We start from the raw sequence: 23,480 nt of genomic DNA, 5'->3' as shown, positions 1-23,480 counted from the left end.
ACGATGCACCGGCGCGGCTGAAAGGAAGACGATACATGAGCCATCTCGACCATCTGCGCACCTTTATCGAGGCCTACCGGTTACAATCGTTCTCGCGGGCGGCCGAGTCCCTGGGCATGACGCAGCCTGCGGCATCGCTGCACATTCAGGCGTTGGAAGCCTTTGTCGGTAAGCCGCTGTTTGTACGGCGCGCACGCGGCGTTACCGCAACGGAAGCGGCCGATGAGCTGGCGCGGGCGATTGGCCCGATGATTGATGGGTTGGAAACCAGGATGGCCTCTTACCGCAGCGGCGGCGAACTGGGGGGAACGGTGCATATTGCCGGGCCGTCTGATTTCATCTATTCCAGAATCGCGGCGGGACTGGCCCCGCTGTTGGGACAAGGGTTTCGTATCCGGGTTCATACCGGCAACCGGGAACGTATCTACGCACTGTTAAATAATGCCACGGCCGATCTGGCGATTACCGCCTCGATGCCGGATGAGCGTTCACATGGCTTTGCCCGGCTGCTGACAGAGCGCTTTCTGCTGGTGTCGGCGCCAGAGATGGCTGAACAGCTGGGGCCGCACCCTACCGCAGAACAGTTTGCCGGCCTCCCGCTGATTGCGTTTGACGAGGATCTGCCTCTGATTCGGCCTGTCTGGACCGCGCTGTTTCAATTGGCGCCAACCCTGCAGGCGGCGTTAACCATTCCCGATCTGCGCATCATTCAGGATCTGGTGATTAAAGGGCAGGGCTGGAGCGTGCTGCCTGACTATCAGTGCGTCGATGCGCTGGCATCGGGAACGTTGGTGTCCCTCACCCCGGCTGAAGATGCGCCAACCAACAATCTGTATCTGGTGTGGAATAAAGCATCAATGCGTAATCCGCGCATTGTGCACGTACGTGATTTTATCCTCGGTCTGTTTGGCGGGGGCAATGACTGACCCTTGGCCTACTGCAACGTTGTCCGCTATTAAGCGGCACCAACCTGCACTCTTGCGGGCTTTGTGACCCTGATATTATGCGGTGGCTTTCGTCCCGTAATGTCGTGTAAGCCACCAGAATACCAGCGCCAGCAGGCTGACCGCAGCGCCGAGCAGGCACACGCCCCGCCAGCCGGCGTAGGCGTAGGTCGCCGTGGTGCTGATGGCGCCCAGGCCGCTGCCGAGCGCGTAGAACAGCATGTAAAGGCCGACCAGCCGGCTCTGGGCTTCAGGGCGCGCGCGGAAAATCATGCTCTGATTGGTGACGTGCAGCGCCTGTCCCCCCAAGTCAAGCAGTACGATGCCGATCATCAGTGCGCCCAGCGACCAGGCCATCAGCGACAGCGGCCACCAGGCCAGCAGCAGTGCCGCCAGCGCCGCCGCGCTGGTGCGTTGGGCATATCCCCGGTCGGCCCAGTGGCCGGCTCGCACGGCAGCCAGCGCGCCAATCGCGCCGACCAGGCCAAAAGCGCCGATGGCGGTGTGCGAGAAGCCGTAAGGCGGCGCGCTCAACGGCAATACCAGCGCGCTCCAGAAGATATTGAACGCGGCAAACATCAGCAGCGCCAGCATGCCGCGCACTTGCAGTACTTTTTCCTCCCGCAGCAGCGTCAGCATTGAGACGATCAGGCTTAGGTAGCGCATCTTGGGCTGCGTGGCCGGAAGGCGTGGCAGCCTTCGCCAAAGCGGCAGCGCGATCGCCAGCATCAGCACGGCGGCGCACAGGTAGACGCCGCGCCAGCCCGCCAGATCGCTGATGCCTCCGGCAAACACCCGCGCCAGCAGCAGGCCGATAAACACGCCGCTTTGCGCCGTCCCCACGACGCGCCCTTGCTCATGCGGTGCAGCGGCGCTTGCGGCATAGGCGATCAACCCTTGCGTCATCGCGGTACCCAGCAGGCCTACGGCGAGCATGCCCGTCAGCAGGGCGGGCGCGGAGCGCGCCAACCCCACCGCGACAAGCGCGGCCGCGAGAGCAAACAGCTGTAGCGTGATAAGGCGGCGGCGATCTAGCCGGTCGCCCAGCGGTACCAGCAACAGCAGGGCCAGGGCGCAGCCGAGCTGCGTGGCGGTGATCACGCCGCCGACGGCCGCATGGATGATGCCGAAGTCCAGCGCCAGCGCATCAAGCAGAGGTTGCGCGTAATAGACGTTCGCCACGCTCAGCCCGCTGGCGACGGCGAACAGCCACACCAGGCTACCGGGCATCTTTACCGGCTGAGCCTGCATATCGTTTGGGGGGGAGGGTAATGGCGATGCCAGGGAAGTCTTCATACTCCAACGTCCTTTCAGTTTGGTTTCAAAATGAAACCAATTGAATGCTAGGTCATGAAGTTTTAAAATGCAACCAGAATCCGGCCGGATATTGAGGAGATGCCATGCCGCCCCGTAAACCGATGAACGATGAACCCTGCCCGGTAGCGCGCGGCGTCGATCTGATTGGCGACCGCTGGTCGCTGCTGATCGTTCGCGATGCCTTTGATGGCATGCGCCGCTTCGGGGATTTTCAGCGCAGCCTGGGGATGGCGCGCAATATTCTTGCCGACCGGTTACGTAAGCTGGTTGAGGCCGGCGTACTCGAGATGCAGGGCGCGTCAGATGGTTCGGCGTATCAGGAATATGTGCTGACGGACAGGGGGGAGAGCCTGTTTCCCGTGGTGGTGGCGCTACGGCAATGGGGAGAACGGCACCTGTTCGCGCAGGGTGAACGGCATTCGCTGCTCATTGATAAGCGTAGCGGCGAACCGGTGCCTTTTATGGCCCCGACAGCGCAGGACGGCAGCGTGCTGGCGGCAAGCGAGGCCGAGGTGCGCAAGATAAAGTAAAGATGATGCCGGGCGTGTTCAGCCGGCATCAATGGCAGCGGGGCCGCGAAAGGCCCGGCGCCATTCACTGGGGCTGACGCCAAACCGGGTCTTGAAACTTTGCCTGAAAGACACGGGGGACTGAAACCCTGCCTCATCCGCCACGCTTTCAATGCTGTTATTGGTCGTTTCCAGCAACTCCTGGCTTCGTTGCAGGCGTTCGGCATTGAGCCACTCGCCCAGCGGGATGCCGGTGGCTTTCACAAAGTGGCGCGTCAGCGTGCGCCTGCTCATATTGACAAAGCGGGCCAGCGAGTCGAGATCGTGCGGCTTAGCCAGGTTACGCCGCAGATAATCGATAAGCTCGTTGATTTTGCCGTCGCGGGTGTTTACCGGAATGGGGCGTTCAATAAACTGAGCCTGTCCGCCCTCCCGGTATGGGGGGACCACCATTCTTCTGGCGACCCGGTTGGCAATGGCGGTGCCGTAATGGTCGCGGACAATATTGAGGCAGCAATCGATACCGGCCGCCGTACCGGCAGAGGTAATCAGACGTTCATCGGTGGTGTACAGCGAGTTGCTGTCCAGATGAACCTCCGGGAAGCGCTGCGTGAAGTCGCTTTCATATTCCCAATGCGTTGCCGCGCGGTGCCGATCAAGCAAGCCGCTGTAGGCCAGCACGTAAGTGCCAAGACACAGGCCGACCACTTCTGCGCCGCGCTGCCAGGTGCTGACCAGTTTATCAAGTAGTAACTGCGAGGGCTTTTCATCCGGATCGTGCCAGAAGGGCACAATAACAATATCCGCGCTGTCGAGTCGCTCCAGTCCATGTTCCACATTGATGGACAGGCCAATATCCGACAGGACGACACCTGGCGTTTCCGCGCAGATATCTACCTGAAAGAGATCCGGTTCCGGCATCGCCGTGCCAAACAGAATACAGGGCACCGAAAAATGAAACGGACTGAACCCATTGGTGACAATCACCGCTACTTTCAGCGCAGACATCGTGAACCTCACAGTTGTTGTGACCGATCGTTTTCGGCAGGCTGCGGCATACCCGCAGCCTGTCAGCATGATATTTTACCGCAGAATCGACAGGGTGGCTGAATTAGAACGCCAGGGTTTCGCCATCGGCCGGAATCAGCACCTTATCTTCAATACCGTGTTCAAGCGTATATTCGCGTAACTCCGCGCGGGTCAGCAGGCAGTGGTTAATGGACTCCATATGGGAGGCCACGACGGTTGTTTCAGGCAGTATCTGCAGCGTGCGCAGCGTATCCTCTTTACCCATAATGATCGAACCGTAGTCATTGATAACGGCATCCCCGGTATTCAGCACCACAACATCCGGCTGGAAGCGCTGCAGGCTTCTGACATACGGTTTTACCCAAATGGTATCGCCGGCAATATAAAGCGTTTTTTCATCGTGATGGGTAAATACCAGGCCGCATGCGTCACCTAGCAAATCAGCCATAACGCTATCGGCATACAGATCGTTGCTGCCGTGTTGGCCGTCGGTGGTGAAAATGGTCAGTCCGTCAACGAAGCGGTTTTCGCTTTCAAGCGCCCGGACGTTGAGGAACCCCTGAGAACGGATCAGGGCGGCATCGCTCTCGTTCTGGGTATAAATCAGCATGTCTTTCGGCACTAACTGCTGCGCCGCCTCATCCCAGTGGTCGGTATGGGTATGGGTGATAATCACCGCATCAACGTCCAGCAGTTCTTCAATGGCGACGGGCAAGGCTACCATCGGATTGCGCAGATGCGAGCGCGCGCTGCCGGCAAAGCCGTCCCAGGCATCCTTTTCCGCGAGCATCGGGTCAATCAGGAATTTTTTACCGGCGTATTCCAGCACCAGCGTGGCATTGCGGATTTGAGTCAGTTTCATGTTTGCTCCGGGGGTCATCTTGTTAACAGGTGCGGCCGCCGCGATAGCGTGTTGTTCCGGCAGCGGCTGCGAGGTGTTTTACTTTACGGGGAGGGGATGCCGGAGTGTGATATGTCCACAGGACATAAAGCGATGTAATCGGGTCAATCGGCGTAGCATGATGACAAGAGGGAAGTTTGCCACGGGCTGAATCAATCAGGCTTGGGGTCCAACGTGCTGACCTGCTTTAACCAGCGCGCCACTACCATCAGTTCGGCCTCGCTAAACTGTGCGGATAACAGCGTATTCAACTGTTGCAGCGCGGCGTGCGCCTGCAGGCCGGCGGCTTCCCCGGCGTCTGTCAGCGTCAGGCGCATTTTCCGTGAATCCTGTTCGTCAACCATACGGTCGATCAATCCCGTTGCCTGCATGCGTTTGGATAAACGGGTGATGGCCGCAGGCGCCACCCGCAATGCCGTTGACGCCTCGCCAACGGTTGCCATGCCGGCGGAGCGCAGGAAAAACAGCAGCCCGACCTGGGCGGAACTGATATCTTCCCATGCTTCCGGCCTGGCCTCGATCCAGCGCTGAAGCGCCCTGTGTGCGTGGCCGAGCAGGAAAACGAAGCGCGGCGGTTGTGTTTTACTCATGTTCGCTTCCGGGTAAGGTGATGTTCTCTGACAGCCAGTCACCGACAACAGGCCACAGCGTTTTGGCGCAGCGCTGGCGGAAGAACCCCATATGGCCGATAGCGGCAACGCCGGCGTCGGCAGGTTTGAAACTGCGCCTCTCAATAATGGCATGTTTAAGCGGGGCAATCAGCCGCGTTATCGCCCCCGGATTCGCCCAGGGATCGTCATCAAACCCCAGCACCAGCAGCGGAATATCCACCCGCGCGGCGCGCTGGCCGGCATTCATCGCCGGGTCGTCATAAAAATAACCGGGCAGACTGCTCCAGTAGCTCCATTGCAGCATCACGGGGCCGGGAAGATCTTCTCCGATGCCCAATCGCCGGGCGGGCATATAGCCAAACAGGCGGCATAGCACCGGAGCCAGCAGGCGCAACATGCACCAGACGCGGATTTTTTCCGCCGTGGCCTGTATGGTGCGGGTCACGCCGGCGTGCGAGGCGATAAGCACCGCCGCCTGTAACGCGCGCGTTGCGGAGGATAAGACGATGGCGTGGCCGCCGACGCTGTGTCCGATGGCCAGCAGCGGCATGCCGGGAAAGCGCGATGCCGCCCAGTCGGTAACGCGGCCGACATCCTCTTCCATCCAGTCCGCCATAGAAACCTTACACTCGCGGAGGTTGCCACGCGAGCGGCCGGTTCCCCGGTAATCGTAGGTCATGACGTTAAAACCGCGTTCATTCAGGTAGCGGGCAAAATCATAGTAAAACGTCTGCACCACGGCCGTCGCCGGGTGGAGGATAACAATGGCTTTTGCCTGCGCGACTTCCCACAGCGTTGCACTTATCGTTTCAACCGCAGATAGCGGGATAGAGATCTGTTCCATTGCCCGACGCCCATTTTATTTAACGTGTTAAATAAATTAGACCACGCTGATAAAAGCGTCAATTTGCTACGCGCTTTGCCCTGAAGGAAGGTGATGGCTGACGTTTATCCGTATCTTGTCCGGCCAGTGCGTGATGCTAAATCTGTTCGTCCACGAAGATCGCCCATAACTCCTCCACCGCTCTGGACATTCGGGCGGCGGGTCGGAACAGCCTGATGTCAATCGGGAGCCATAATGCGCTCTTCTGTGGTGCCGCGACGGCGATCGTGCCGGCTGCGACGTCCGGTGCCGCCAGGCTTTCCGGCAGCCAGGCAATACCGTCTCCGGCCTTGACCATAGCTAATAACGTTGCCGCCAGATCGGCGGTGAAGGCGGTATCCATGCCACGTCTGGCGCGGTTCACCTGCGAGGTGTTGGAGAGGATCCTGCCCAGACCGGATTCTGCGGAAAACGAGAGAAAGGGAAATTTTTTTCCGCCCTCAGCCTGCCAGAGCGGCTGACGATTGACGGGATCGCACTTTGAATAGGGCTGTAATGTTTCATGCCCGAGTCGGACGCTGAGGTATTTGGTCTGATCGAGGTTGATATGCATGTGAGGGTGGTAGTAACACAGCAGAAACTGCGCGTCGCCTTTGTCAATCATCCGCTCACAGGCGCTGAGCGTATCTGATAACAGGCGGAATGAACCGAAGCGGGCAATTTTCTCGTTGTTACGCATCAGCGCCGGAAAAAAGGAGAACGACAGTGAGTGCGTCGCGGAGAAAATAACGTCCGGTTTGGCATCACCCGCCGCTTCGATGGCTTCACTGCGCAGGGTATAGAGCGCGCGAATCAGCTCCGGAATCTGAGCGACAAAGATCTCCCCGGCGCGCGTCAGGCTGACGCCGCGTCGGTTTCTTTCAAAAAGCGGAGTCCCCAGCCACTCTTCCAGCGAGATAATCCGCCGGCTGAATGCCGGCTGTGTCACATATCGGGAAGCCGCCGCGCGGGAAAAATTGAGTGACTGAGCCAGCGCAACACAGTCTTCAAGCCATGTTAGTTCCAGGTGATGCCGATTTTGCATTACAGGCTGCCTCTTTGGCATTAGTTCGCGTTTTATAAACTGCCTATGATGAAACAAGACAGGACACCGAGGTCCGTTAACTCTACGTGAGTGCATTATGCCAATAATAAATTGGCATGAGCTAACACTTTTCGTAGGCGCTCAAGTTTGTTTGCATTTGACGAAAAACTGCCGGAGAGAACATGCGTATTCTAGACGTTGTAGAAATGACCAAGCCCATCGCTTCCCCCATCCGCAACGCGTATATCGATTTCAGCAAAATGACGACCAGCCTGGTTGCCGTCGTGACTGACGTTGAGGTGGACGGACGCCGTGTGGTGGGGTACGGCTTTAACTCTAACGGCCGCTACGGTCAGGGTGGCCTGATCCGCGAGCGTTTCCGCAACCGTATTCTGGAGGCCGAGCCTGAAAGCCTGCTGAACGCACAGGGCGATAACCTGGATCCGCATAAAATCTGGGACGTTATGATGAGCAATGAAAAACCGGGCGGGCACGGTGAACGCTCAGTTGCGGTCGGGACGCTGGATATGGCCATCTGGGATGCCACCGCAAAAATCGCCAACCAACCGCTATTTCGCCTGCTGGCAGAGAGAAAGGGCGTAGCGGCCAATCCACGCGTCTTCGTTTACGCGGCTGGCGGTTACTACTACCCGGGCAAAGACCTGAGCGCCTTGCGTCAGGAGATGCGCGGCTATCTGAACCGCGGCTATAACGTAGTTAAAATGAAAATTGGCGGGGCGTCTCTGGAAGAGGATCGTCGCCGCATTGAAGCTGTTCTCGATGAAATAGGCGCTGAAGCGCGTCTTGCCGTTGACGCCAACGGCCGCTTCAATCTGGAAACCGGTATTGCCTACGCCAAAATGCTGCGTGAATACCCGCTGTTCTGGTATGAAGAAGTGGGCGATCCGCTGGATTATTCCCTGCAGGCGGCGCTGGCAGAGTTCTATCCTGGCCCGATGGCGACCGGTGAAAACCTCTTTTCTCATCAGGATGCGCGTAACCTGCTGCGCTATGGCGGCATGCGTCCGGATCGCGACTACCTGCAGTTTGACTGTGCGCTCTCTTATGGTCTGGTTGAATACCTGCGCACGCTGGACGTACTGGAGCAGTTTGGCTGGTCACCGTCACGCTGCATCCCTCACGGCGGTCACCAGATGTCTCTGAACATCGCGGCAGGTCTCGGCCTGGGCGGTAACGAAAGTTATCCGGATCTGTTCCAGCCCTATGGCGGCTTCCCAGACTCGGTGACGGTCGAAGATGGTCACATTATCATGCCGGAACTGCCGGGCATTGGCTTCGAAGGTAAATCTGATCTCATTAAACAAATGCGTGCGCTGGCTGAATAAAAATCCGGTCTGCACATTACGTTGCGCGTTTATATTGCGCCCCGCTGTATACGGGGCGTAGCGGGAACGGTCAATGAATCGATAACGTTATATGACGCCGGAAGAATATAACACTGCGGTATGGTGATCCTTATTGCCGCAGAAGCTCCTCAATATATGCCGTCTCCGCCAGATATTAATCAATAAAATATTAAATCCAACTGATCGATAAAAAGGAATTTGAATCAGCCTTTCCTCACCCTACATTTGTGCCAAGCGAGGAAGTTATCATGAGTAATAATGCTCTAAAAGGTAATGCCCTTATCGGGAAAAAACGCTGGACGATAATATTACCCGCCGTTTTTATTATGTATACAATTTCTTTTTTCGATCGGGTCAATATAGGCATGGCGCTGCCCCATATTACGGCGGAAATGAGGCTCAGTGCCGTTGAGGCCGGCTGGCTTGGCGGCGCATTTGCCTGGGGCTATGTGGCTACGCAATTCACCGCAGGCTGGCTGGCCCTGCGCTTTGGCTCCAGAAGAATCATCGGCATCAGCCTGTTTCTGTTCGGCGCCTGCGCCATGCTGACCGGGCTAACGCGCAACTTCAGCGAACTGGTTGCGATCCGCTTTTTCCTCGGGTTGGCCGAAGGCCCTATTCAGGCTGCGACGGCGATGTTTCTGGCGCAATGGTTTATGACGTCGGAGCGCGGGCGTGCTTTTGGCATCTGGAACCTAAGCCTGGGCGCCGGGGCGTTTCTTGCCGGGCCGATTTCGGGCTGGATCCTGGCGCATCATAACTGGCGAATGATGATGGTTATCGAGGGCGCGCCAGCGTGGATTTTCTGCATCATCTGGTTTTATCTGGTGCCGAAGAGTATTCAGGCCGCGCGCTGGCTGAGCACCGAAGACAGGGAACAGATACAACAGGAGCTTGCGACAGAGCAGTCGAACTACATAAAGGAAAAATCGGACCCCTGGTGGACAATCCTGAAAATACCGGCGCTGTGGCTGATGCTCATCGGCTATTCGCTACACAGCATGCTGGCGTATGGCTTCACGCTCTGGCTGCCGACGGCTCTCAAAGGTTACGGCATGCTGAGCGAATTCACCGTCGGCTTAATCAGCGGCATGCCGTTCCTGATGACCATGGTCGGTATTTGGTACATCACCAGACGTTCAGATAAGTACAACCAGGAGCGAAGGCTGCATGCGGCCATCCCTACCGTCTTGTGCGGTATTGCCCTGTCGGCGGCAGCCTTTGTCCCGCTTTCTTTTTACTGGATGCAGATTGCCCTGTTCATGTTCGTCGGCCTGACGATGAAGATGCTGGTGCCGCTGGTGTATGTCCGGCTGACAGAGATTCTGCCGACAAAGAAAGCGGTTCCTGCCGTGGCATTTGTCGGCGCATGCAGCAATTTTATCGGGCAGTTTGGCGGGCCGCTGGTCGCCGGATACCTGAAGCATCTGGGCGGCGGCAACGATATGACGCTGGCCTGGGGCGTTCTCGGTCTGTTCTCTATCATTGGCGGCGTGCTGTTTGCACTGGCGGTGGGGCGTGAAGAGCGCATCTGGGACATCAAACCGGCATTCAGGCAGGCTTCACGCCGGCCTATGCCTGCCAGAGAATAGCGCGTTTATATTCCGGTGAAAGTAACGCCCCCTGGTGAGGGGGCGAATCTGTTCGCATGGCAGCATCACGCTCCGACGATGCAGTGCTATACCCCGCCGCACAGGTCGGTAAAACTGCCGGTCACAAACGACGCTTCATCGCTCAGCAGCCAAAGAATGGCATAGGCAACTTCTTCAGGCGTGCCGCCTCGTTGCATCGGAAAGTTTTTGGCAATCCGATCCACCCGCAACGCCTCGCCGCCGTCGGCATGGATATCGGTGTAAATACCGCCCGGGCGAACGCAGTTGACCCGGATGCCGTCAGCGGCGACCTCTTTCGACAGGCCGGTGGTAAAGGTGTCAACGGCGCCTTTCGACGCGGCATAATCGACGTATTCGAACGGGGAGCCGCTTTTCGCTGCGCCGGATGAGACGTTGACGATGGCACCTCCGCGCCCCCCGCGGGAAAGCGACATGCGTTTGATCGCCTCGCGTGAGCAATAAAAGTGGCTCATGACATTGGTCAGCAGCACTTGCCGGAAACGCTCGCCATCCATATCAATCATCGCCATTTTTTGCTTCAGGATGCCGACATTATTGACCAGGTGGGTAATGGTGCCCAGCTGGCGATCGATATCGTCAAACATCTTGATGACCTGCTGCTCATCGGCGACATCGGCGCGAATGGCGATGCATTTCCCACCCCGGCTTAAAATTTGATCGCGAACGTTAAATGCGGATTTTTCATCGTTTAAATAGTTCAAACAGATCGAATAGCCGCGTTCTGCCGCCAGTAATACTGTCGCTGCGCCAATACCGCGTCCTGAACCCGTCACCAATAATACTTTATCGTTTGTCATAATCCTGTATTGCGCCTTACATTGAAAATAAAAATAGAGAGTTAATCGCAAATAAATAAGAAAATTCGCTCGCTGTTAATATATAGTCGGATTTATTGAGTAAATCGAACTTTATCCGCTGCCGGGGCAGATGATACCGCCCCGACATCGACGGGACTTGGCAGATAGCCGGCAAGTTTCAGCCCGCACGAACGGTGCCGGGTTATTACGCTGAACCAAACCGTTCGATTACTTCAGACAGCATAATATGGCCGCGGCAGGCGCCGTTGCCGCGCTGCGTCTCGCCGTTTTCCAGCGCCGTTGCGTAAATAACCGCCGGATCGGCTTCAAGGCGCTTTCTCAGTGCGGCCAGCTTCGGCCAGCGCGCGGTTTCAGCTACCTGATGAACGTCGAGCCAACGGGCGACGCCGATCAAAATCGCGTCCGCCAGCGTGGGCTGGTCAGCGATCAGAAAAGGCGTCTCGCCGATCATTGCTTCGAGCCGATCGTGGCGTTGGATCACGGCTTCGCGCCCCCATGTCTGCAACGCTTCTTTCATTGCCGGATTGGATGATGCCATCTCCATCGCCACCCAGAGTGGGGTAAAAGCGCCGGTAAAGCCGGTGTTGATAAACGCCATCAGCTGGTGCATGCGGTCGGCGTTGCGCGACAGCGGGTCGGCGCTGATCCGGCGCGTTGTGTCCCGCGCTTCCAGCCACGCGGCGATTGCCAGGTTTTCCGTCAGCACCTCCCCCCGGTCGGTGATCAGCACGGGCGTTTCCACCCGAGGGTTGATGCGTTTATAAGCGGGGGTGCGCATCTCGCCTAACATATCGACGCGGCACAGCTTGTACGGCTGCCCCAGCCATTCAAGTGCGGCAACGAGCCCCATGGAGCTTCCCGCCGGGAAGCCGTATAGCAAAATAGGTTCCATACTTTAGGTTCTCCAGGATTGAGTGGATGGCGCTGCGCAGCGATGTGTTACTGTAACAGTCGATTCCGCCAAGTAAATTACGCACTTTTTTGTTACCACGAGCCTGATATGAAAGATCTGATTTCTCGTTGCCCGATAGAAGAAGTGATGCAGGTTCTCAGCGGCCGCTGGCCGACGTTGCTGATCTACTACCTGCAGGACGGCGTCAAACGTTTTAACCAGCTGCGCCGCGATAATCCGACGATCTCACACAAGATGCTGACGCTGGAGCTGCGCAAGCTGGAGGAGGCCGGCATCGTGCAGCGCACGGAGTTTGAGGGTTACCCGCGGCGCGTCGACTATGCGCTGACGCCGGCAGGAGAAAGGCTGGTGCCGCTGATTGATGCGCTGGGGGAGTGGTGGGTGGAGACGGATAGCCAGGGTAAAGAAACCTTGGATGGCTCTTTCTCCATGGTGTAGAGGAGTGCCATTTTAAACATTATGAAACAATATGTCGGTGTGGTTAGGAAGTTTCATCATTCTGGCAAGCTAGAATTTAAGAAAAGTATTTTTAAATTGTACAATGCTGAATATATTTACCAATTTTGGTATTTTTTGGATATTACGTTGATAACATAACTTGTACGATAGATGGATTGAAAATAGCAGCTAAGGGAGTAGTTTACTATGCGTGGATTAACAAGGCCGTTAACGATTTTTACGAGCAAAAAATCTTTTGATGACCGTTTTGCTGATGATATGCAATTTGGTGATATGAATGAATTGACCTTAAAAAAACATTATGCTTTAGATCAGGTGTCAACACACGTTGACTGGAGTACCTATAAATCACCTTATTTTCATTCGGCAACGAGAAATATTCCACCAAGGAGTAAAGAAAAGGTGGTTTCAATGCTGTTTGATGAATTGAGAACGTCATCAAGGTTTTTTTCATTTGTGGGGGCATTTGTCGCATTGCTTGTTGCTATTTTTCTGGTCTGGATGGTCGTTAGGCCGGTGAGTATTGTTAGAGTTGATGGTGGTGCTGTTTATGTTCATAACCTGCCATTAACCACTGAAGGTAAAATTTCTTGGTGGAATGAAAACAAGAGGCTGTTAAGGGATAAATATTCCATTATTAGAAATCCAAGTCATTTTACCATTGTTATTATGAATTTTGGTGGCTATGTATCACCTCCAACGGGTAGTAATGATGGCAGTATCGATGATTATCACTGTTTTAATGATATAAAGAATGATAATAAATGTATTTATAATGATATATCAATGGTTGTTAGTGGCAATCTGGATAATAAAGTTTTTATTAGCGTTGATGGAAAAACATATGTCCAGTTACCTAATGGTAAAGTAGCACTATTGAGTAAGTCTTAATTTAATAATTATCTTTTAATTGTGGGGGCATTATAAAAATAATTTATCTGATACGAAAAGGTACTCTCGTCCCCCATCCCGTTTCAATATGGCGCGGCGTTCAGGTAGATGGTCGTGGCGTAGCTGGCGCCGTTATGGAACTTGTAGACACTGCCCCGCACAGACAGCCGGATAGTGCCGCCTTCAATCTCTACCTTGGCGTCCCGATCTGACGTAGATAAGAACGATAGATACTCATCGTTGACCCCTTTCAGAAACGCTTTGTCTGTAATTCCCGTCGCACCACGTAATACTGGTAAACAAGTGGTGACAAGTCAGCCATATTTCGTCCGGCAGCGAAGTATGGCCGGGTTCTTCGTTCCATGATGTGTATCCCAATGAAAAAGGAGCCTGTTATGTTTGCCATTGCCACCAAAACCATCATACCTGCGGCGTTGTCATGCCGGCTGGTTATTGTCGTCGGGAGAGTAACGTCATGACGGATTTTGACACCGCTACGCTGCTGCTGAGCGGCGTGGTTTTTCTGCTGGCCGGGCTGGTGAAAGGCGTAACCGGTATGGGGCTGCCGACCGTGGCGATGGGGCTGCTGGGCGCGCTGATCTCCCCGGTGGCAGCGGCAGGCATGCTGCTGCTGCCCTCATTGGTTACCAATATCTTTCAACTGGCAGGCGGTGCCAACACGGCGGTGCTGCTGCGCCGGCTGTGGCCGATGTTGCTGATGGTATCGGTTGCCACACTTGGTACCAGCGGCTGGATAGCGGCGGGCGACAGCAGCCGCACGCAGCTGGCGTTGGGCGTGGCGCTGATTATCTACGGGCTGTGGACCCTGTCAGGGCGCATTTACGCCGTCTCCACCCGGGCTGAAAAATATGGTTCCCCGCTTATCGGGCTGGTCACCGGCATGCTGACCGGCGGAACCGGGGTTTTTGTGATGCCGGCGGTGCCCTGGCTGCAGGCGCTGGGGCTGGAAAAGGATGAGCTGGTACAGGCTTTGGGCATTTCCTTCACCTGCTCAACGTTGGCGCTGGCGGCGGGGCTATGGTGGCACGGCGCCTTTCAGGTCGGATCGTTAAACATGTCGGCGCTGGCGGTGCTGCCTGCATTAGCAGGATTGTTTGTCGGGCAGAAGCTGCGCCGCGTGATCTCACCGCTGCTGTTTCGTCGCTGTTTTCTGCTCTGCCTGATTGTTCTGGGCGTAGAGATGGCGCTGCGTGCGATCTGAATCCAGCGTTTATACCCGCAGATAGCCCTCCAGACTACGGGTATCGTCAGGGTTGACCCTGCGTGCCAGTACCGGGTCGAAAAACAGCGTGTTGCCCTGCGGATCGCTGAATTTCAGCACGGTATGGTTTTTCAGTTCGAACCTGGCGTTAGGCTTTACGCCGGGAATCTCCGGGCTGTCGCCCATGGCGATGGACAGCGGCGTATCAATGGTATGCAGCTCAACCTGATGGTGGCCGGCGCTTTTCGCCAGCGCCTGAAACAGTTTGTTGATGGAATCTGCGTCGGCCTGTTGTTCGAGCGCGATGTCATAGATATCGCGCTGGCTTTCCGTCGGGTTGAATTTTATTGTCTGGCTGCGCTTATTTTCGTCCGCCAGCTTCTGCAGCAGGCTCAGGGTGCTTTCTTTGCTATGGGTATGTTTGAATAGCGGGGCAAATGCCCGCTGGATGTGCTGGCCTGCCTCGTGCCGTTTCGTTTTCAGCCCCGGTTCAGGGAAGGTGTTGATGCCCGCTCTCATCAGCGCATCCATAATGCCTCTGCCATACACGGCGGTTTCCTGTGGGTGGCGCTCGCGGATATAGGCGGTTTCATCGCCGGCGAGACCGGCGGTATTCAGATAGTTTTCCATGCTGTCGCTGCGAAAAGGATTAACCGCACGGCCCAGCAACGGGTCGAAATAGCAGCTGTTGCCGTTCTCGTCGCTGATTTTTAACACTGCGTGTTCGCTTAGCGGATGATGTTCGCCAGGCCGGTTGGCCACCGCTACGCTGAGGTTGCCGGCGACGGAAAAGGCATGCGTCTGCGCCTTGAAGCCTGCCGCCTGCGCCATCACCAGATAGAAACGGCAGGCTGCCTTCGCATCGCCGCGTTTTTCCTGCATGGCGGCCAGCTGGCTGCCCGGAAAAGCGGGATCGAACCGGAAAGCTGCAGTTTTTTTGTCTTCCGCATGGAGTTTCTGCAGCAGCTCTGCGGCGCTTTTTTCCTGACCCGTCACATTGTTGAACAGTGGCCCCATGTTGCGCTGAAAGGTCTGGCCCATTCTTTTCGCGCTGGCGGCGTCGTGTGGGCAGGCGGCGCTGCCTTCCTTCATCAATCCGTCAAACAGCTTGCGGCCAAATGCCTCCCGGGTGGCGGCCACTGTCGGATCCGGCCGTTCCAACTCTTCTATCGGGCCGTTATCTTCGGCGATTTCCGAGCGTGAAGCGGGAGCCGTACCGGTCGGACGCCGGAGCGTGGCGTGGTTTGCCGTTATCTCGGCTTGCTGCGGTGGTGATGGCGCGTGCGCCGCCGAAGGTGCTGGCGCTTTGACTGTCGCCGCAGGTGTATCGACATGCGCTGCCGGGGGCGTGTTCCTTTGCGCAGACGGCGGCGTTGCCTTGGCGTCTGTCGGCCGCTGCGGCTCAGTTTTTCCGGCCGGCGTAGGATGACTGACGCAGGCGGGATCTTGTGTACCGAGCTGACGCACAACCTCATCCACCACAATATTCAGCAGTTCAATCAGCGGCCCGCGCGGGTGGGGTTTGCCATGCAGGCTTTCATGCTGTGGCAATCCGGTCAGCCCTTCGAGCAGCGCATGGAGCAGGGCGCGCCGTTGACTTAACGGCTGCTGCCCCTGTTCGGTGGTATAGCCGGGCGGTTTGCCGTTTAACACCTCGAGCAGCAGCTTCAACCCCAGCGTCTTGGCGGATGGCTGATGCGCCGGCGTACTCGATGCCGCCAGCGGATCGAGCTGCCAGTGAGGAGCATGGCCACCGAATCTGACCTCGTCACGGTAGGCGTGATTAAACGCCGCGCGGAAGGTGGCGCTGTGGGCGTAGGCTTCCTGCAGGCCGCTGGTTACCGTATGGTGCAGTGCGCGCAGCGCGTTATTACCCTGTTTGATGGCGGAGAGAAACATCTCCGGCAGTTCGCCGGGGCGGAACTTGTGCGTGGCGTCGTTGAGTTTGGCCGAAAATGCGTGGCGCAACGGACTTGGTTGGGTAAATTGCCGCATCAGCACCGGGGAATGCGCACTCAGCAACTGGTCGTGTGCGCGTCCCGCCATCTGGGGCAGGGCGGCAAAGCCATGGCGCTGGTGGTGCAAACTCTGACTGATGCCTCTTACCGCCGCGCCAAGCAGCGCAGGATTTAACCCGACCATAAATTACCCTCCGTTCGCTCCGCCAGCGTCTCATCATTGCTATCATAGTGAGTGGTTATTGCGCGCAGAGGGTTCCCTCGATGGCGAACATTTATAACTGGCTGCTCGATCATTCCGGTATCGGAGTGGCTGATATTTACCGCTCGGCGGCATTCTATCAGGCGCTGTTGGCGCCGCTGAACGTCGGCGTGGTGATGCGTATTTCACGCCGTTTTGAGCCGGCGCAGGCGGACGATGCTGATTTGGCCGGCGTGGCGTTCGGTATTGATTACCCGGTGTTTTGGCTCGATATTTTTCATCCGCACAGTCAGCGGCAGCACGTTGCCTTTCGCGCCGTGAGCCGTGAACAGGTGCGGGCATTTTATCGGGCCGGTCTGGCGGCGGGCGGTGTCGATAACGGCGTGCCAGGTCTGCGGACGGATGATTTTTCATCGGGATATTACGCGGCGTTTGTGTTGGATCCGGATGGTAATAATATTGAAGCGGTGCTGCGAGAAGGGCGTTAACGGCGCGGATTATCTGGCGGCGCTGTGCAGCAGGTAATAGGCGTCGTCACCTTCGCCTCCCTGGCTGATAATTCGCCAGCCGTGCCGCTGATAAAACACCAAAGCCGGTTCGTTCCTGACCAGACATTTCAACGCGCCGGTGGTGCGGAAGGTGGATTCTGCCTGTTTGAGCAGGGTGCTGCCTATGCCGCGAGTTTGTTGAGCGGGGTCGACATACAGGTTATGGATAAAATCTTCGGCCCGGTGAATGGAAACAAAACCCAGCGGTATGCCGTTTTCTTCAGCCACCCAGATCTCTTCCCCCAGCGTAGCGCGATCGAAATCTTTCGGTTGGTAGTGGCTGGTATCCCGCCAGTGAAAGGCGGTTTTACGCGCGGCCAAATACAAGCGGCGCAGAAAGGGGCGATCGGATTTTTGGTATAGCCGTATTTGCATCATGCTCCCTCGGTGGCGGACGCGTGGAAACCCAGTGGTGTCGACACCTGAGTATGTCGGAATATCATGCCGTTGGCGAGAGATAGAAAAAAGAGCAAATATCATTATTTGCTCTTGAATATGACGCGTTACCGGGCGGAGCGCAAAGCGCTGCCGGCCCGGTAGATATTGGCGACGTTACTTGGTGTAACGACCTTCCCAGAAACCACGGACAAGGTTAAATACGCCGTCGGTGAAGATCTTGCCTACGCCTCTGGCTGCGTTGGTAAAGCTGCCGAGGATGGATTCGGCGCCCTGGGTGATAGAACCAACAACACCACCCAAGATACCACCGAAGATACCGCCTGATACTTCGCTGACTTCAACGTTAGATAATTCTCTCATGGTTTTTCCTTAAACATTAAATGAGGTCGATAATAAGGGCTGGATAATTACGGCGTGGGAATGGCTGCGGCGCACTCATTCAGCTCAACGGGCTTGCTGGAGGAGGTCACGTTGCCAAACTTGTCAACGCAGCCCACGGTCCGGTAGCAAGCCAGCCCTGAGGATGATGGAGATAAGCTGTGGCTTACTTTACATCCCCAAGCGCCACCAATAATATTCATTGCTTCGCCTTGCGCTAATTTTTGCATAACTATTAATTATCCTTTTTGTTTTTACGGATGACTTAACGTGATCCGCATCAGACAGTTAATGATTAGCGGCGAGCGGCTTCGCTTGGGGCATCTGGCGCTGGCTGGTTTGGTCGGCTTGGACGGAAAGCATTGACGAGTCTGTCCAGGAAGCCCATGCCCAGGCCAATGGTGTTGCCGATAGAGTTGGCGATATTGCCGACGATGTTGCCCGCGATGCCGGTCAGGGTATCAACGCCAGCGTTGATGATATTGCCGATAATGCCACCGAAAATGCCGCCGGAAACTGTTTCAACTTCAACGTTAGATAATTCTCTCATGATAAATTCCTTTTTTATTAAAAATAAAAGAGTATGGGGTTGAATACAATGGTGACACCTTGGCATGGAAAGCCAAGGTGTTATTTAATATTACCCTCTTTTCTTATCTTATAAATACTGTTTGCAGAATTTCGTTCGTTTTAAGGATAATTCTTGTTGGCTTAAAATAGGCCGTCTGGCTTTATCCTAAATTCACCGAATTTATATTTTAATGGGTGATAATTGAAATTTTATTTTCTGATTTTTTTAATGTTTCCGGCCGCAGGACGCCATACATAAATCATAAACATGACGATGAAAGATTTGAATCCCGCCGGGGGCGGAGTATGATGTGGCCGCAGTCGCCATCCCTGCGGGATGTGCTGCGAAGACTCGGGGTGCCCTTCATGTATGTGAAGGCTGAGAAATACCCGTATTACCTGATCTGGATAATACCAGCGTAGGGAAGTCTTGGCGTCCTGACCGGCGCCCGCCTTCTTTAACGCCGGTTGGGAGAACTATGATCGCTCGACCTGATGAATTGCCCGGCGCAACGGCCGCGGCCAGCTTACAGCTGCTTAAACAACATTCCCCACTGATTCACTGCCTGACCAACGACGTGGTGCAAACGCTGACGGCCAACGTTTTGCTGGCGCTGGGCGCTTCGCCGGCGATGGTGATCGAACCGTCCGAAGCGGCGCAGTTTAGCCGCCTGGCCGATGGCGTGCTGATCAATATCGGCACGCTGACCGCCGCCCGCGCGGAATCGATGCTGGTGGCGGTGGAGGCGGCCAATCAGGCCGCGACACCGTGGGTGCTGGACCCGGTGGCGGTCGGCGGACTGACCTTTCGTACCGAGTTTGCCAACCGGCTGCTGACGCTGCAGCCGGCGGCCATTCGCGGCAACGCGTCGGAAATTATGGCGCTGAGTGGGCTGCAGGCCTCGGGGCGCGGCGTCGACAGCACGGCGGATTCTCTGGCCGCGCTGCCGGCGGCGCAGCAGCTGGCGCAGCGCAGCGGCGCGATTGTCGCGGTCACCGGCGCCACTGACTACATTACCGACGGGCAGCGTAGCTGGGCGGTCGGCGGCGGCGATCCGCTGATGACGCGGGTGGTGGGCACCGGCTGTGCTTTATCGGCGGTGGTGGCGGCGTTTTGCAGCCTGCCGGGCGAGCGGCTGGACCACATCGCCGCCGCCTGCCGGGTGATGGCGCACTGCGGCGAGGCGGCCAGCAAACAGGCCGGCGGCCCCGGCAGCTTTACCCCTGCATTTCTCGACGCGCTGTACCACTGGCAGGGAGAAGAATAATCATGAAACGCATCAATGCATTAACCATCGCCGGTACCGATCCGAGCGGCGGCGCCGGCATTCAGGCGGATCTGAAAGCCTTCTCGGCGCTCGGCGCCTATGGCGCCAGCGTGATCACCGCGCTGGTGGCGCAAAACACGCGCGGCGTGCAGTCGGTGTACCATATTGAGCCGGCGTTCGTTGCCGCGCAGCTGGATTCCGTGCTGAGCGACGTGCGCATCGACAGCGTGAAAATCGGCATGTTGGCCAACGCCGACATCGTGCAGGCAGTGGCCGAGCGCTTGCGGCATTATCAGCCGCCGTTTGTGGTGCTGGATACGGTGATGCTGGCGAAAAGCGGCGATCCGCTGCTGGCGCCGGAGGCGGTGGCGTCGATCCGGCGTGAACTGTTGCCGCAGGTGTCGCTGATTACGCCTAACCTGCCGGAAGCGGCGGCGCTACTGGCGTGTCCGCCGGCGGATAATGAGCAGCAGATGCGCGAGCAGGGGCGGGCGCTGCTGGCGATGGGCTGCCAGGCGGTGCTGATGAAGGGTGGCCATCTCAGTGAAGAAGAAAGCCCGGACTGGCTGTTCAGCCGCGGTACGGAGCAGCGCTTCAGCGCGCCGCGCGTCGCCACGCGCCATACGCACGGCACCGGCTGCACCCTGTCTGCGGCACTGGCCGCCCTGCGTCCGCGTTATGACGACTGGCCGCAGACGGTGGCGGCGGCGAAGGATTACCTGCAGCGTGCGCTGCAGCAGGCGGATAGCCTGGAAGTCGGTCAGGGCATCGGCCCGGTGCACCATTTCCATGCCTGGTGGTGAGCCAACTTTTTCGCGCGGCGATGGTCTGAGTAGATGCAATGTCTTTGTCTATTTTCGGAGGGAGAATCACCATGACAGGAATGCATAAACGTCGTTATATGCTGCTGGGCGCGTTGCTGGCCGTCAGCGCCGGCAGCTTTGCCCAGCAGGTGGTGACCACGGCGGATCTGGTTCAGCAGCCGGGTTATCAGAGCAGCTGGCAGCAGATGATGAAAGGTCAGGCCCGGCTGCCGGGCTGGGCGCGTAAGGGCAGCGGCACTTCGACGCCGGCGGAGACGATCGGCTGGCAGGGGCAGCAGTATCAGGTTGGCAATATCTGCAAACCTCACGATTGCGGCAACAACTTTTTGATCGTCGCCTTCAAGGCGGACAAGTCGCAGGCCTGGGGCGTGCGGGTTGAGGTGGAAGACCGGCCAGAAGCGGTGGCGCACCCCAAAAAGTACGCCAAATATCAGTGGCTCGGCAAGCCGGACAGCAATATGCAGGCGTTGCTGCGTCAGCAGTTTGAAAACAGCCCGGACTGGAAGTAAACCGATGTTTGCAGGGACGGGCGCGCCCGTCCCTGATGGTCAGCCGATGCCGGCCTGATGCAGGTCGTGCAGGTTCAGCGCGCCGACCAGTTCCCCCTCAACGTTGACCACCGGCGCGGCGCTGATATGCTGCTCGTGCAGCGCCTCCAGCGCTTCTCCCGCACGCCACTGTTCCGGCAGGCGATAGCCGGGGCGGGTAATCGCCGGGCTGAGCGGATCCTCCAGCTTGTGGCCCTGCACCAGCCAGCGGCGCAGATCGCCGTCGGTGAAGACGCCCACCACTTTTTGCTGCTCGTCGCACACCGCCACCAGTCCCAGGCCGGTGCGGCTCAGCTCCAGCATCGCCGCCATCACGTCGGCGCTTTCCTGCACCTTCGGCAGACGATCGCCGGTGCGCATCAGGTGATGCACGCGGTTAAGCAGACGCGCACCGAGGCTGCCGCCCGGGTGTGAACGGGCGAAGTCTTCGGCGTTGAAGCCACGCTGACGCATCAGCGCCATCGCCAGCGCATCGCCGATCATCAGAGTGTTGACCGCGCTGGAGGTCGGCGCCAGCCCCATCGGGCAGGCTTCGCGCTCGACGCTGATATCCAGCACGCAGGCGGCGCCCTGCGCCAGCGGTGAGGCGGTGCCGCCGGTAATGGCGATCACCGGGATCCGGCTCTCGGCCAGCAGCGGCAGGATCAGATCCAGCTCTTTGGCGCGGCCGGAGTATGAAATAAAGATCATCACGTCGTCCGGGCCGATCATGCCGAGATCGCCGTGCAGCGCTTCCGCCGGATGCAGGAAGAAGGCGGGCGTCCCGGTGCTGGCCAGCGAGGCGGCGATTTTCTTGCCGATATGGCCGGATTTGCCGATGCCGGAAATCACCGCCTTGCCGCGGCAGTTCAGCAGCAGCTCGCAGGCGCGGACAAAGTTGTCGTCCAGCCGCGCCAGCAGGCGCTGCGCTTCGGCCAGTTCAATCTCCAGCGTTTCGCGGGCGAAGGTGAGCAGGGTGCTCGCGTTATCCATCAGTCTCTCCTGCGGAATGAATCAAGGCGGAAATATAGTGTTATTTGCCGGATGAAACACGCGACACGCCGGTTTTTTTTAAACGGATCACAGTTTGAGGAATCAGCCGGGAAGGCGTGCGGACGAGAAGCCGGGCGAAAAGCCCGGCTTCTGCGGCGGCGTCAGGCGATGGTGACGCTGCTGTCGAGATAGGTATCCTGCACGGCGTTAATCAGCGCCACGCCGTCCTTCATCGATTTTTTGAAGGCCTTACGCCCCAGAATCAGCCCCATGCCGCCGGCGCGTTTGTTGATCACCGCGGTGCGCACCGACTCCTGTAGATCGTTTTCCCCGGCGGCGCCGCCGGAGTTAATCAGGCCGGCGCGTCCCATATAGCAGTTGGCCAGCTGATAGCGCACCAGATCGATCGGGTGATCGCTGGTCAGTTTGTCGTATACCCGGTCGTCGGTGTAGCCGAAGTTCACGGCGCGGTAGCCGCCGTTGTTTTCCGCCATTTTCTGTTTGACGATATCGGCGCCGATGGTGGCGGCGATATGGTTGGCCTGGCCGGTGAGATCGGCGCTGGAGTGGTAGTCGACGCCGTCTTTCTTGAATGCCGGGTTACGCAGATAGGCCCACAGCACGGTCACCATGCCCAGTTCGTGCGCGCGCTCGAAGGCGGCGGAAATCTCTTCAATCTGGCGGCGCGACTGCTCGGAACCGAAATAGATGGTGGCGCCGACCGCCACCGCGCCCATATCGAACGCCTGCTCAACGCTGGCGTACAGGGTCTGGTCGTACTGGGTCGGGTAGCTGAGGGTTTCGTTGTGGTTCAGTTTGACCAGGAACGGGATCTTGTGCGCATAGCGACGTGATACCGCCGCCAGCACGCCGTAGGTGGAGGCGACGCAGTTGCAGCCGGCTTCGATCGCCAGTTCGACGATGTTTTTCGGGTCAAAATAGAGCGGGTTGGCGGCGAACGAGGCGCCGGCCGAGTGCTCAATGCCCTGGTCCACCGGCAGAATGGACAGATAGCCGGTGCCGGCCAACCGGCCGTGGTTGAACAGGGTCTGCATCGAGCGCAGCACGCTGTTGGGGCGGTTATTATCGATCATCACCCGATCGACAAAATCGTCGCCGGGCAGGTACAGATTCTCTGCGGGGATGGTGGTACAGCGGTGTTGCAACAGGTCTTCCGCTTCCTTACCTAACAACTGCGCAATATCAGTCATGGTGAACTCCCGTTAAAGCTAATCCCTAGGCCGGAAAGTCATACTGATGGTCACCGGCGTCGCGAAAAGCGGTGATTGAA

General features: G+C 57.4%; 26 protein-coding genes and 1 riboswitch. Of the genes, 11 read left to right on the top strand and 15 right to left on the bottom strand.

Going from position 1 to position 23,480, the window contains the following annotated elements:
• The first annotated feature begins 35 nt into the window (after window positions 1-35).
• Entirely contained in the window at window positions 36-926 is an 891-nt protein-coding gene (locus CLM71_RS17705) for a LysR family transcriptional regulator (RefSeq protein ID WP_105232158.1), read from the top strand.
• Window positions 927-1,001: 75 nt separating this feature from the next.
• On the opposite strand, the gene CLM71_RS17700 is transcribed toward CLM71_RS17705, so the two are convergent.
• Complete coding sequence (locus tag CLM71_RS17700) at window positions 1,002-2,240, bottom strand: MFS transporter (protein WP_105232157.1); 1,239 nt, start codon at window positions 2,238-2,240, stop codon at window positions 1,002-1,004.
• A gap of 104 nt (window positions 2,241-2,344) precedes the next feature.
• On the opposite strand from CLM71_RS17700, the gene CLM71_RS17695 reads away from it, so the two are divergent.
• Window positions 2,345-2,791: a helix-turn-helix domain-containing protein gene (locus CLM71_RS17695; protein WP_105232156.1), complete on the top strand. Its 447-nt coding sequence runs from the start codon at window positions 2,345-2,347 to the stop codon at window positions 2,789-2,791.
• Window positions 2,792-2,809: 18 nt separating this feature from the next.
• Here the strand turns inward: CLM71_RS17695 and CLM71_RS17690 are convergent, their stop codons facing one another.
• The 5 genes from CLM71_RS17690 to CLM71_RS17670 form a co-directional block, all read right to left on the bottom strand.
• The gene (locus tag CLM71_RS17690) at window positions 2,810-3,778 is read right to left on the bottom strand and encodes a GlxA family transcriptional regulator (protein ID WP_105232155.1); all 969 of its coding nucleotides are present in this window, start codon (window positions 3,776-3,778) and stop codon (window positions 2,810-2,812) included.
• A gap of 103 nt (window positions 3,779-3,881) precedes the next feature.
• Window positions 3,882-4,661, bottom strand: a complete 780-nt coding sequence (locus CLM71_RS17685) for an MBL fold metallo-hydrolase (RefSeq protein WP_105232154.1) — start codon at window positions 4,659-4,661, stop codon at window positions 3,882-3,884.
• A gap of 191 nt (window positions 4,662-4,852) precedes the next feature.
• Window positions 4,853-5,290 (bottom strand): MarR family winged helix-turn-helix transcriptional regulator, encoded by a 438-nt coding sequence (locus tag CLM71_RS17680; protein ID WP_105232153.1) that lies wholly within the window; start codon window positions 5,288-5,290, stop codon window positions 4,853-4,855.
• Window positions 5,283-6,155 (bottom strand): alpha/beta fold hydrolase, encoded by an 873-nt coding sequence (locus CLM71_RS17675; protein ID WP_105232152.1) that lies wholly within the window; start codon window positions 6,153-6,155, stop codon window positions 5,283-5,285. Before CLM71_RS17675 ends, CLM71_RS17680 begins: the two co-directional genes overlap by 8 nt.
• A 136-nt stretch (window positions 6,156-6,291) precedes the next feature.
• Window positions 6,292-7,218, bottom strand: a complete 927-nt coding sequence (locus tag CLM71_RS17670; RefSeq protein WP_105232151.1) for a LysR family transcriptional regulator — start codon at window positions 7,216-7,218, stop codon at window positions 6,292-6,294.
• A gap of 182 nt (window positions 7,219-7,400) precedes the next feature.
• Between CLM71_RS17670 and CLM71_RS17665 the strand changes: the two genes are divergently transcribed.
• Window positions 7,401-8,564 (top strand): mandelate racemase/muconate lactonizing enzyme family protein, encoded by a 1,164-nt coding sequence (locus tag CLM71_RS17665; RefSeq protein WP_105232150.1) that lies wholly within the window; start codon window positions 7,401-7,403, stop codon window positions 8,562-8,564.
• 347 nt (window positions 8,565-8,911) lie between these two features.
• Entirely contained in the window at window positions 8,912-10,177 is a 1,266-nt protein-coding gene (locus CLM71_RS17660; protein WP_234008594.1) for an MFS transporter, read from the top strand.
• Between the two features lie 86 nt (window positions 10,178-10,263).
• On the opposite strand, the gene CLM71_RS17655 is transcribed toward CLM71_RS17660, so the two are convergent.
• Together CLM71_RS17655 and CLM71_RS17650 are read right to left on the bottom strand one after the other, a co-directional pair.
• On the bottom strand, window positions 10,264-11,016 hold the full coding sequence (locus CLM71_RS17655; RefSeq protein WP_105232148.1) for an SDR family oxidoreductase: 753 nt from the start codon (window positions 11,014-11,016) through the stop codon (window positions 10,264-10,266).
• 205 nt (window positions 11,017-11,221) lie between these two features.
• On the bottom strand, window positions 11,222-11,929 hold the full coding sequence (locus CLM71_RS17650; RefSeq protein ID WP_105232147.1) for a glutathione S-transferase family protein: 708 nt from the start codon (window positions 11,927-11,929) through the stop codon (window positions 11,222-11,224).
• A 108-nt stretch (window positions 11,930-12,037) separates the two neighbouring features.
• Between CLM71_RS17650 and CLM71_RS17645 the strand changes: the two genes are divergently transcribed.
• The 3 genes from CLM71_RS17645 (at window position 12,038) to CLM71_RS17635 (ending at window position 14,522) form a co-directional block, all read left to right on the top strand.
• The gene (locus CLM71_RS17645) at window positions 12,038-12,388 is read left to right on the top strand and encodes a helix-turn-helix domain-containing protein (RefSeq protein ID WP_105232146.1); all 351 of its coding nucleotides are present in this window, start codon (window positions 12,038-12,040) and stop codon (window positions 12,386-12,388) included.
• 207 nt (window positions 12,389-12,595) lie between these two features.
• Complete coding sequence (locus CLM71_RS17640; RefSeq protein ID WP_105232145.1) at window positions 12,596-13,300, top strand: DUF943 family protein; 705 nt, start codon at window positions 12,596-12,598, stop codon at window positions 13,298-13,300.
• A 475-nt stretch (window positions 13,301-13,775) separates the two neighbouring features.
• The gene (locus CLM71_RS17635; protein ID WP_105232144.1) at window positions 13,776-14,522 is read left to right on the top strand and encodes a sulfite exporter TauE/SafE family protein; all 747 of its coding nucleotides are present in this window, start codon (window positions 13,776-13,778) and stop codon (window positions 14,520-14,522) included.
• A gap of 9 nt (window positions 14,523-14,531) precedes the next feature.
• Here the strand turns inward: CLM71_RS17635 and CLM71_RS17630 are convergent, their stop codons facing one another.
• Window positions 14,532-16,664, bottom strand: a complete 2,133-nt coding sequence (locus tag CLM71_RS17630; RefSeq protein ID WP_158684831.1) for a PipA/GogA/GtgA family type III secretion system effector — start codon at window positions 16,662-16,664, stop codon at window positions 14,532-14,534.
• Between the two features lie 80 nt (window positions 16,665-16,744).
• Here CLM71_RS17630 and CLM71_RS17625 point away from each other — a divergent pair, with 80 nt between their 5' ends.
• A complete protein-coding gene (locus CLM71_RS17625) occupies window positions 16,745-17,170 on the top strand; it encodes a VOC family protein (protein WP_199776387.1) in 426 nt (141 codons plus the stop codon).
• A gap of 9 nt (window positions 17,171-17,179) precedes the next feature.
• Here CLM71_RS17625 and CLM71_RS17620 read toward each other — a convergent pair whose 3' ends face one another.
• The 4 genes from CLM71_RS17620 to CLM71_RS17610 form a co-directional block, all read right to left on the bottom strand.
• On the bottom strand, window positions 17,180-17,605 hold the full coding sequence (locus CLM71_RS17620; protein WP_105232142.1) for a GNAT family N-acetyltransferase: 426 nt from the start codon (window positions 17,603-17,605) through the stop codon (window positions 17,180-17,182).
• Window positions 17,606-17,782: 177 nt separating this feature from the next.
• A complete protein-coding gene (locus CLM71_RS17615) occupies window positions 17,783-17,989 on the bottom strand; it encodes a hypothetical protein (protein WP_105232141.1) in 207 nt (68 codons plus the stop codon).
• Window positions 17,990-18,036: 47 nt separating this feature from the next.
• Entirely contained in the window at window positions 18,037-18,237 is a 201-nt protein-coding gene (locus CLM71_RS24035) for a DUF4762 family protein (RefSeq protein ID WP_145961107.1), read from the bottom strand.
• 65 nt (window positions 18,238-18,302) lie between these two features.
• A complete protein-coding gene (locus CLM71_RS17610; RefSeq protein ID WP_105232140.1) occupies window positions 18,303-18,557 on the bottom strand; it encodes a hypothetical protein in 255 nt (84 codons plus the stop codon).
• A 363-nt stretch (window positions 18,558-18,920) separates the two neighbouring features.
• Window positions 18,921-19,020, top strand: a riboswitch (TPP riboswitch).
• A 36-nt stretch (window positions 19,021-19,056) separates the two neighbouring features.
• Between CLM71_RS17610 and thiM the strand changes: the two genes are divergently transcribed.
• The 3 genes from thiM to CLM71_RS17595 all read left to right on the top strand — a co-directional run bounded on the left by thiM (window position 19,057) and on the right by CLM71_RS17595 (window position 21,178).
• Window positions 19,057-19,845: a hydroxyethylthiazole kinase gene (gene thiM / locus CLM71_RS17605; protein WP_105232139.1), complete on the top strand. Its 789-nt coding sequence runs from the start codon at window positions 19,057-19,059 to the stop codon at window positions 19,843-19,845.
• A 2-nt stretch (window positions 19,846-19,847) separates the two neighbouring features.
• Entirely contained in the window at window positions 19,848-20,648 is an 801-nt protein-coding gene (thiD, locus tag CLM71_RS17600; RefSeq protein WP_105232138.1) for a bifunctional hydroxymethylpyrimidine kinase/phosphomethylpyrimidine kinase, read from the top strand.
• Between the two features lie 71 nt (window positions 20,649-20,719).
• Window positions 20,720-21,178, top strand: a complete 459-nt coding sequence (locus tag CLM71_RS17595) for an inhibitor of vertebrate lysozyme family protein (RefSeq protein ID WP_105232137.1) — start codon at window positions 20,720-20,722, stop codon at window positions 21,176-21,178.
• Window positions 21,179-21,217: 39 nt separating this feature from the next.
• Here the strand turns inward: CLM71_RS17595 and gutQ are convergent, their stop codons facing one another.
• Both gutQ and fbaB read right to left on the bottom strand, forming a co-directional pair.
• On the bottom strand, window positions 21,218-22,189 hold the full coding sequence (gutQ, locus tag CLM71_RS17590) for an arabinose-5-phosphate isomerase GutQ (protein WP_105232136.1): 972 nt from the start codon (window positions 22,187-22,189) through the stop codon (window positions 21,218-21,220).
• Between the two features lie 161 nt (window positions 22,190-22,350).
• Window positions 22,351-23,400 (bottom strand): class I fructose-bisphosphate aldolase, encoded by a 1,050-nt coding sequence (fbaB, locus tag CLM71_RS17585; protein ID WP_105232135.1) that lies wholly within the window; start codon window positions 23,398-23,400, stop codon window positions 22,351-22,353.
• Between the last annotated feature and the right edge of the window lie 80 nt (window positions 23,401-23,480).

The organism is Serratia sp. MYb239, assembly GCF_002966855.1.
Classification (GTDB): Bacteria; Pseudomonadota; Gammaproteobacteria; order Enterobacterales; family Enterobacteriaceae; genus Serratia_B; species Serratia_B rhizosphaerae.
The sequence above is the reverse complement of the archived record's forward strand: the minus strand, read 5'-3'. Positions and strand labels throughout refer to the sequence as shown.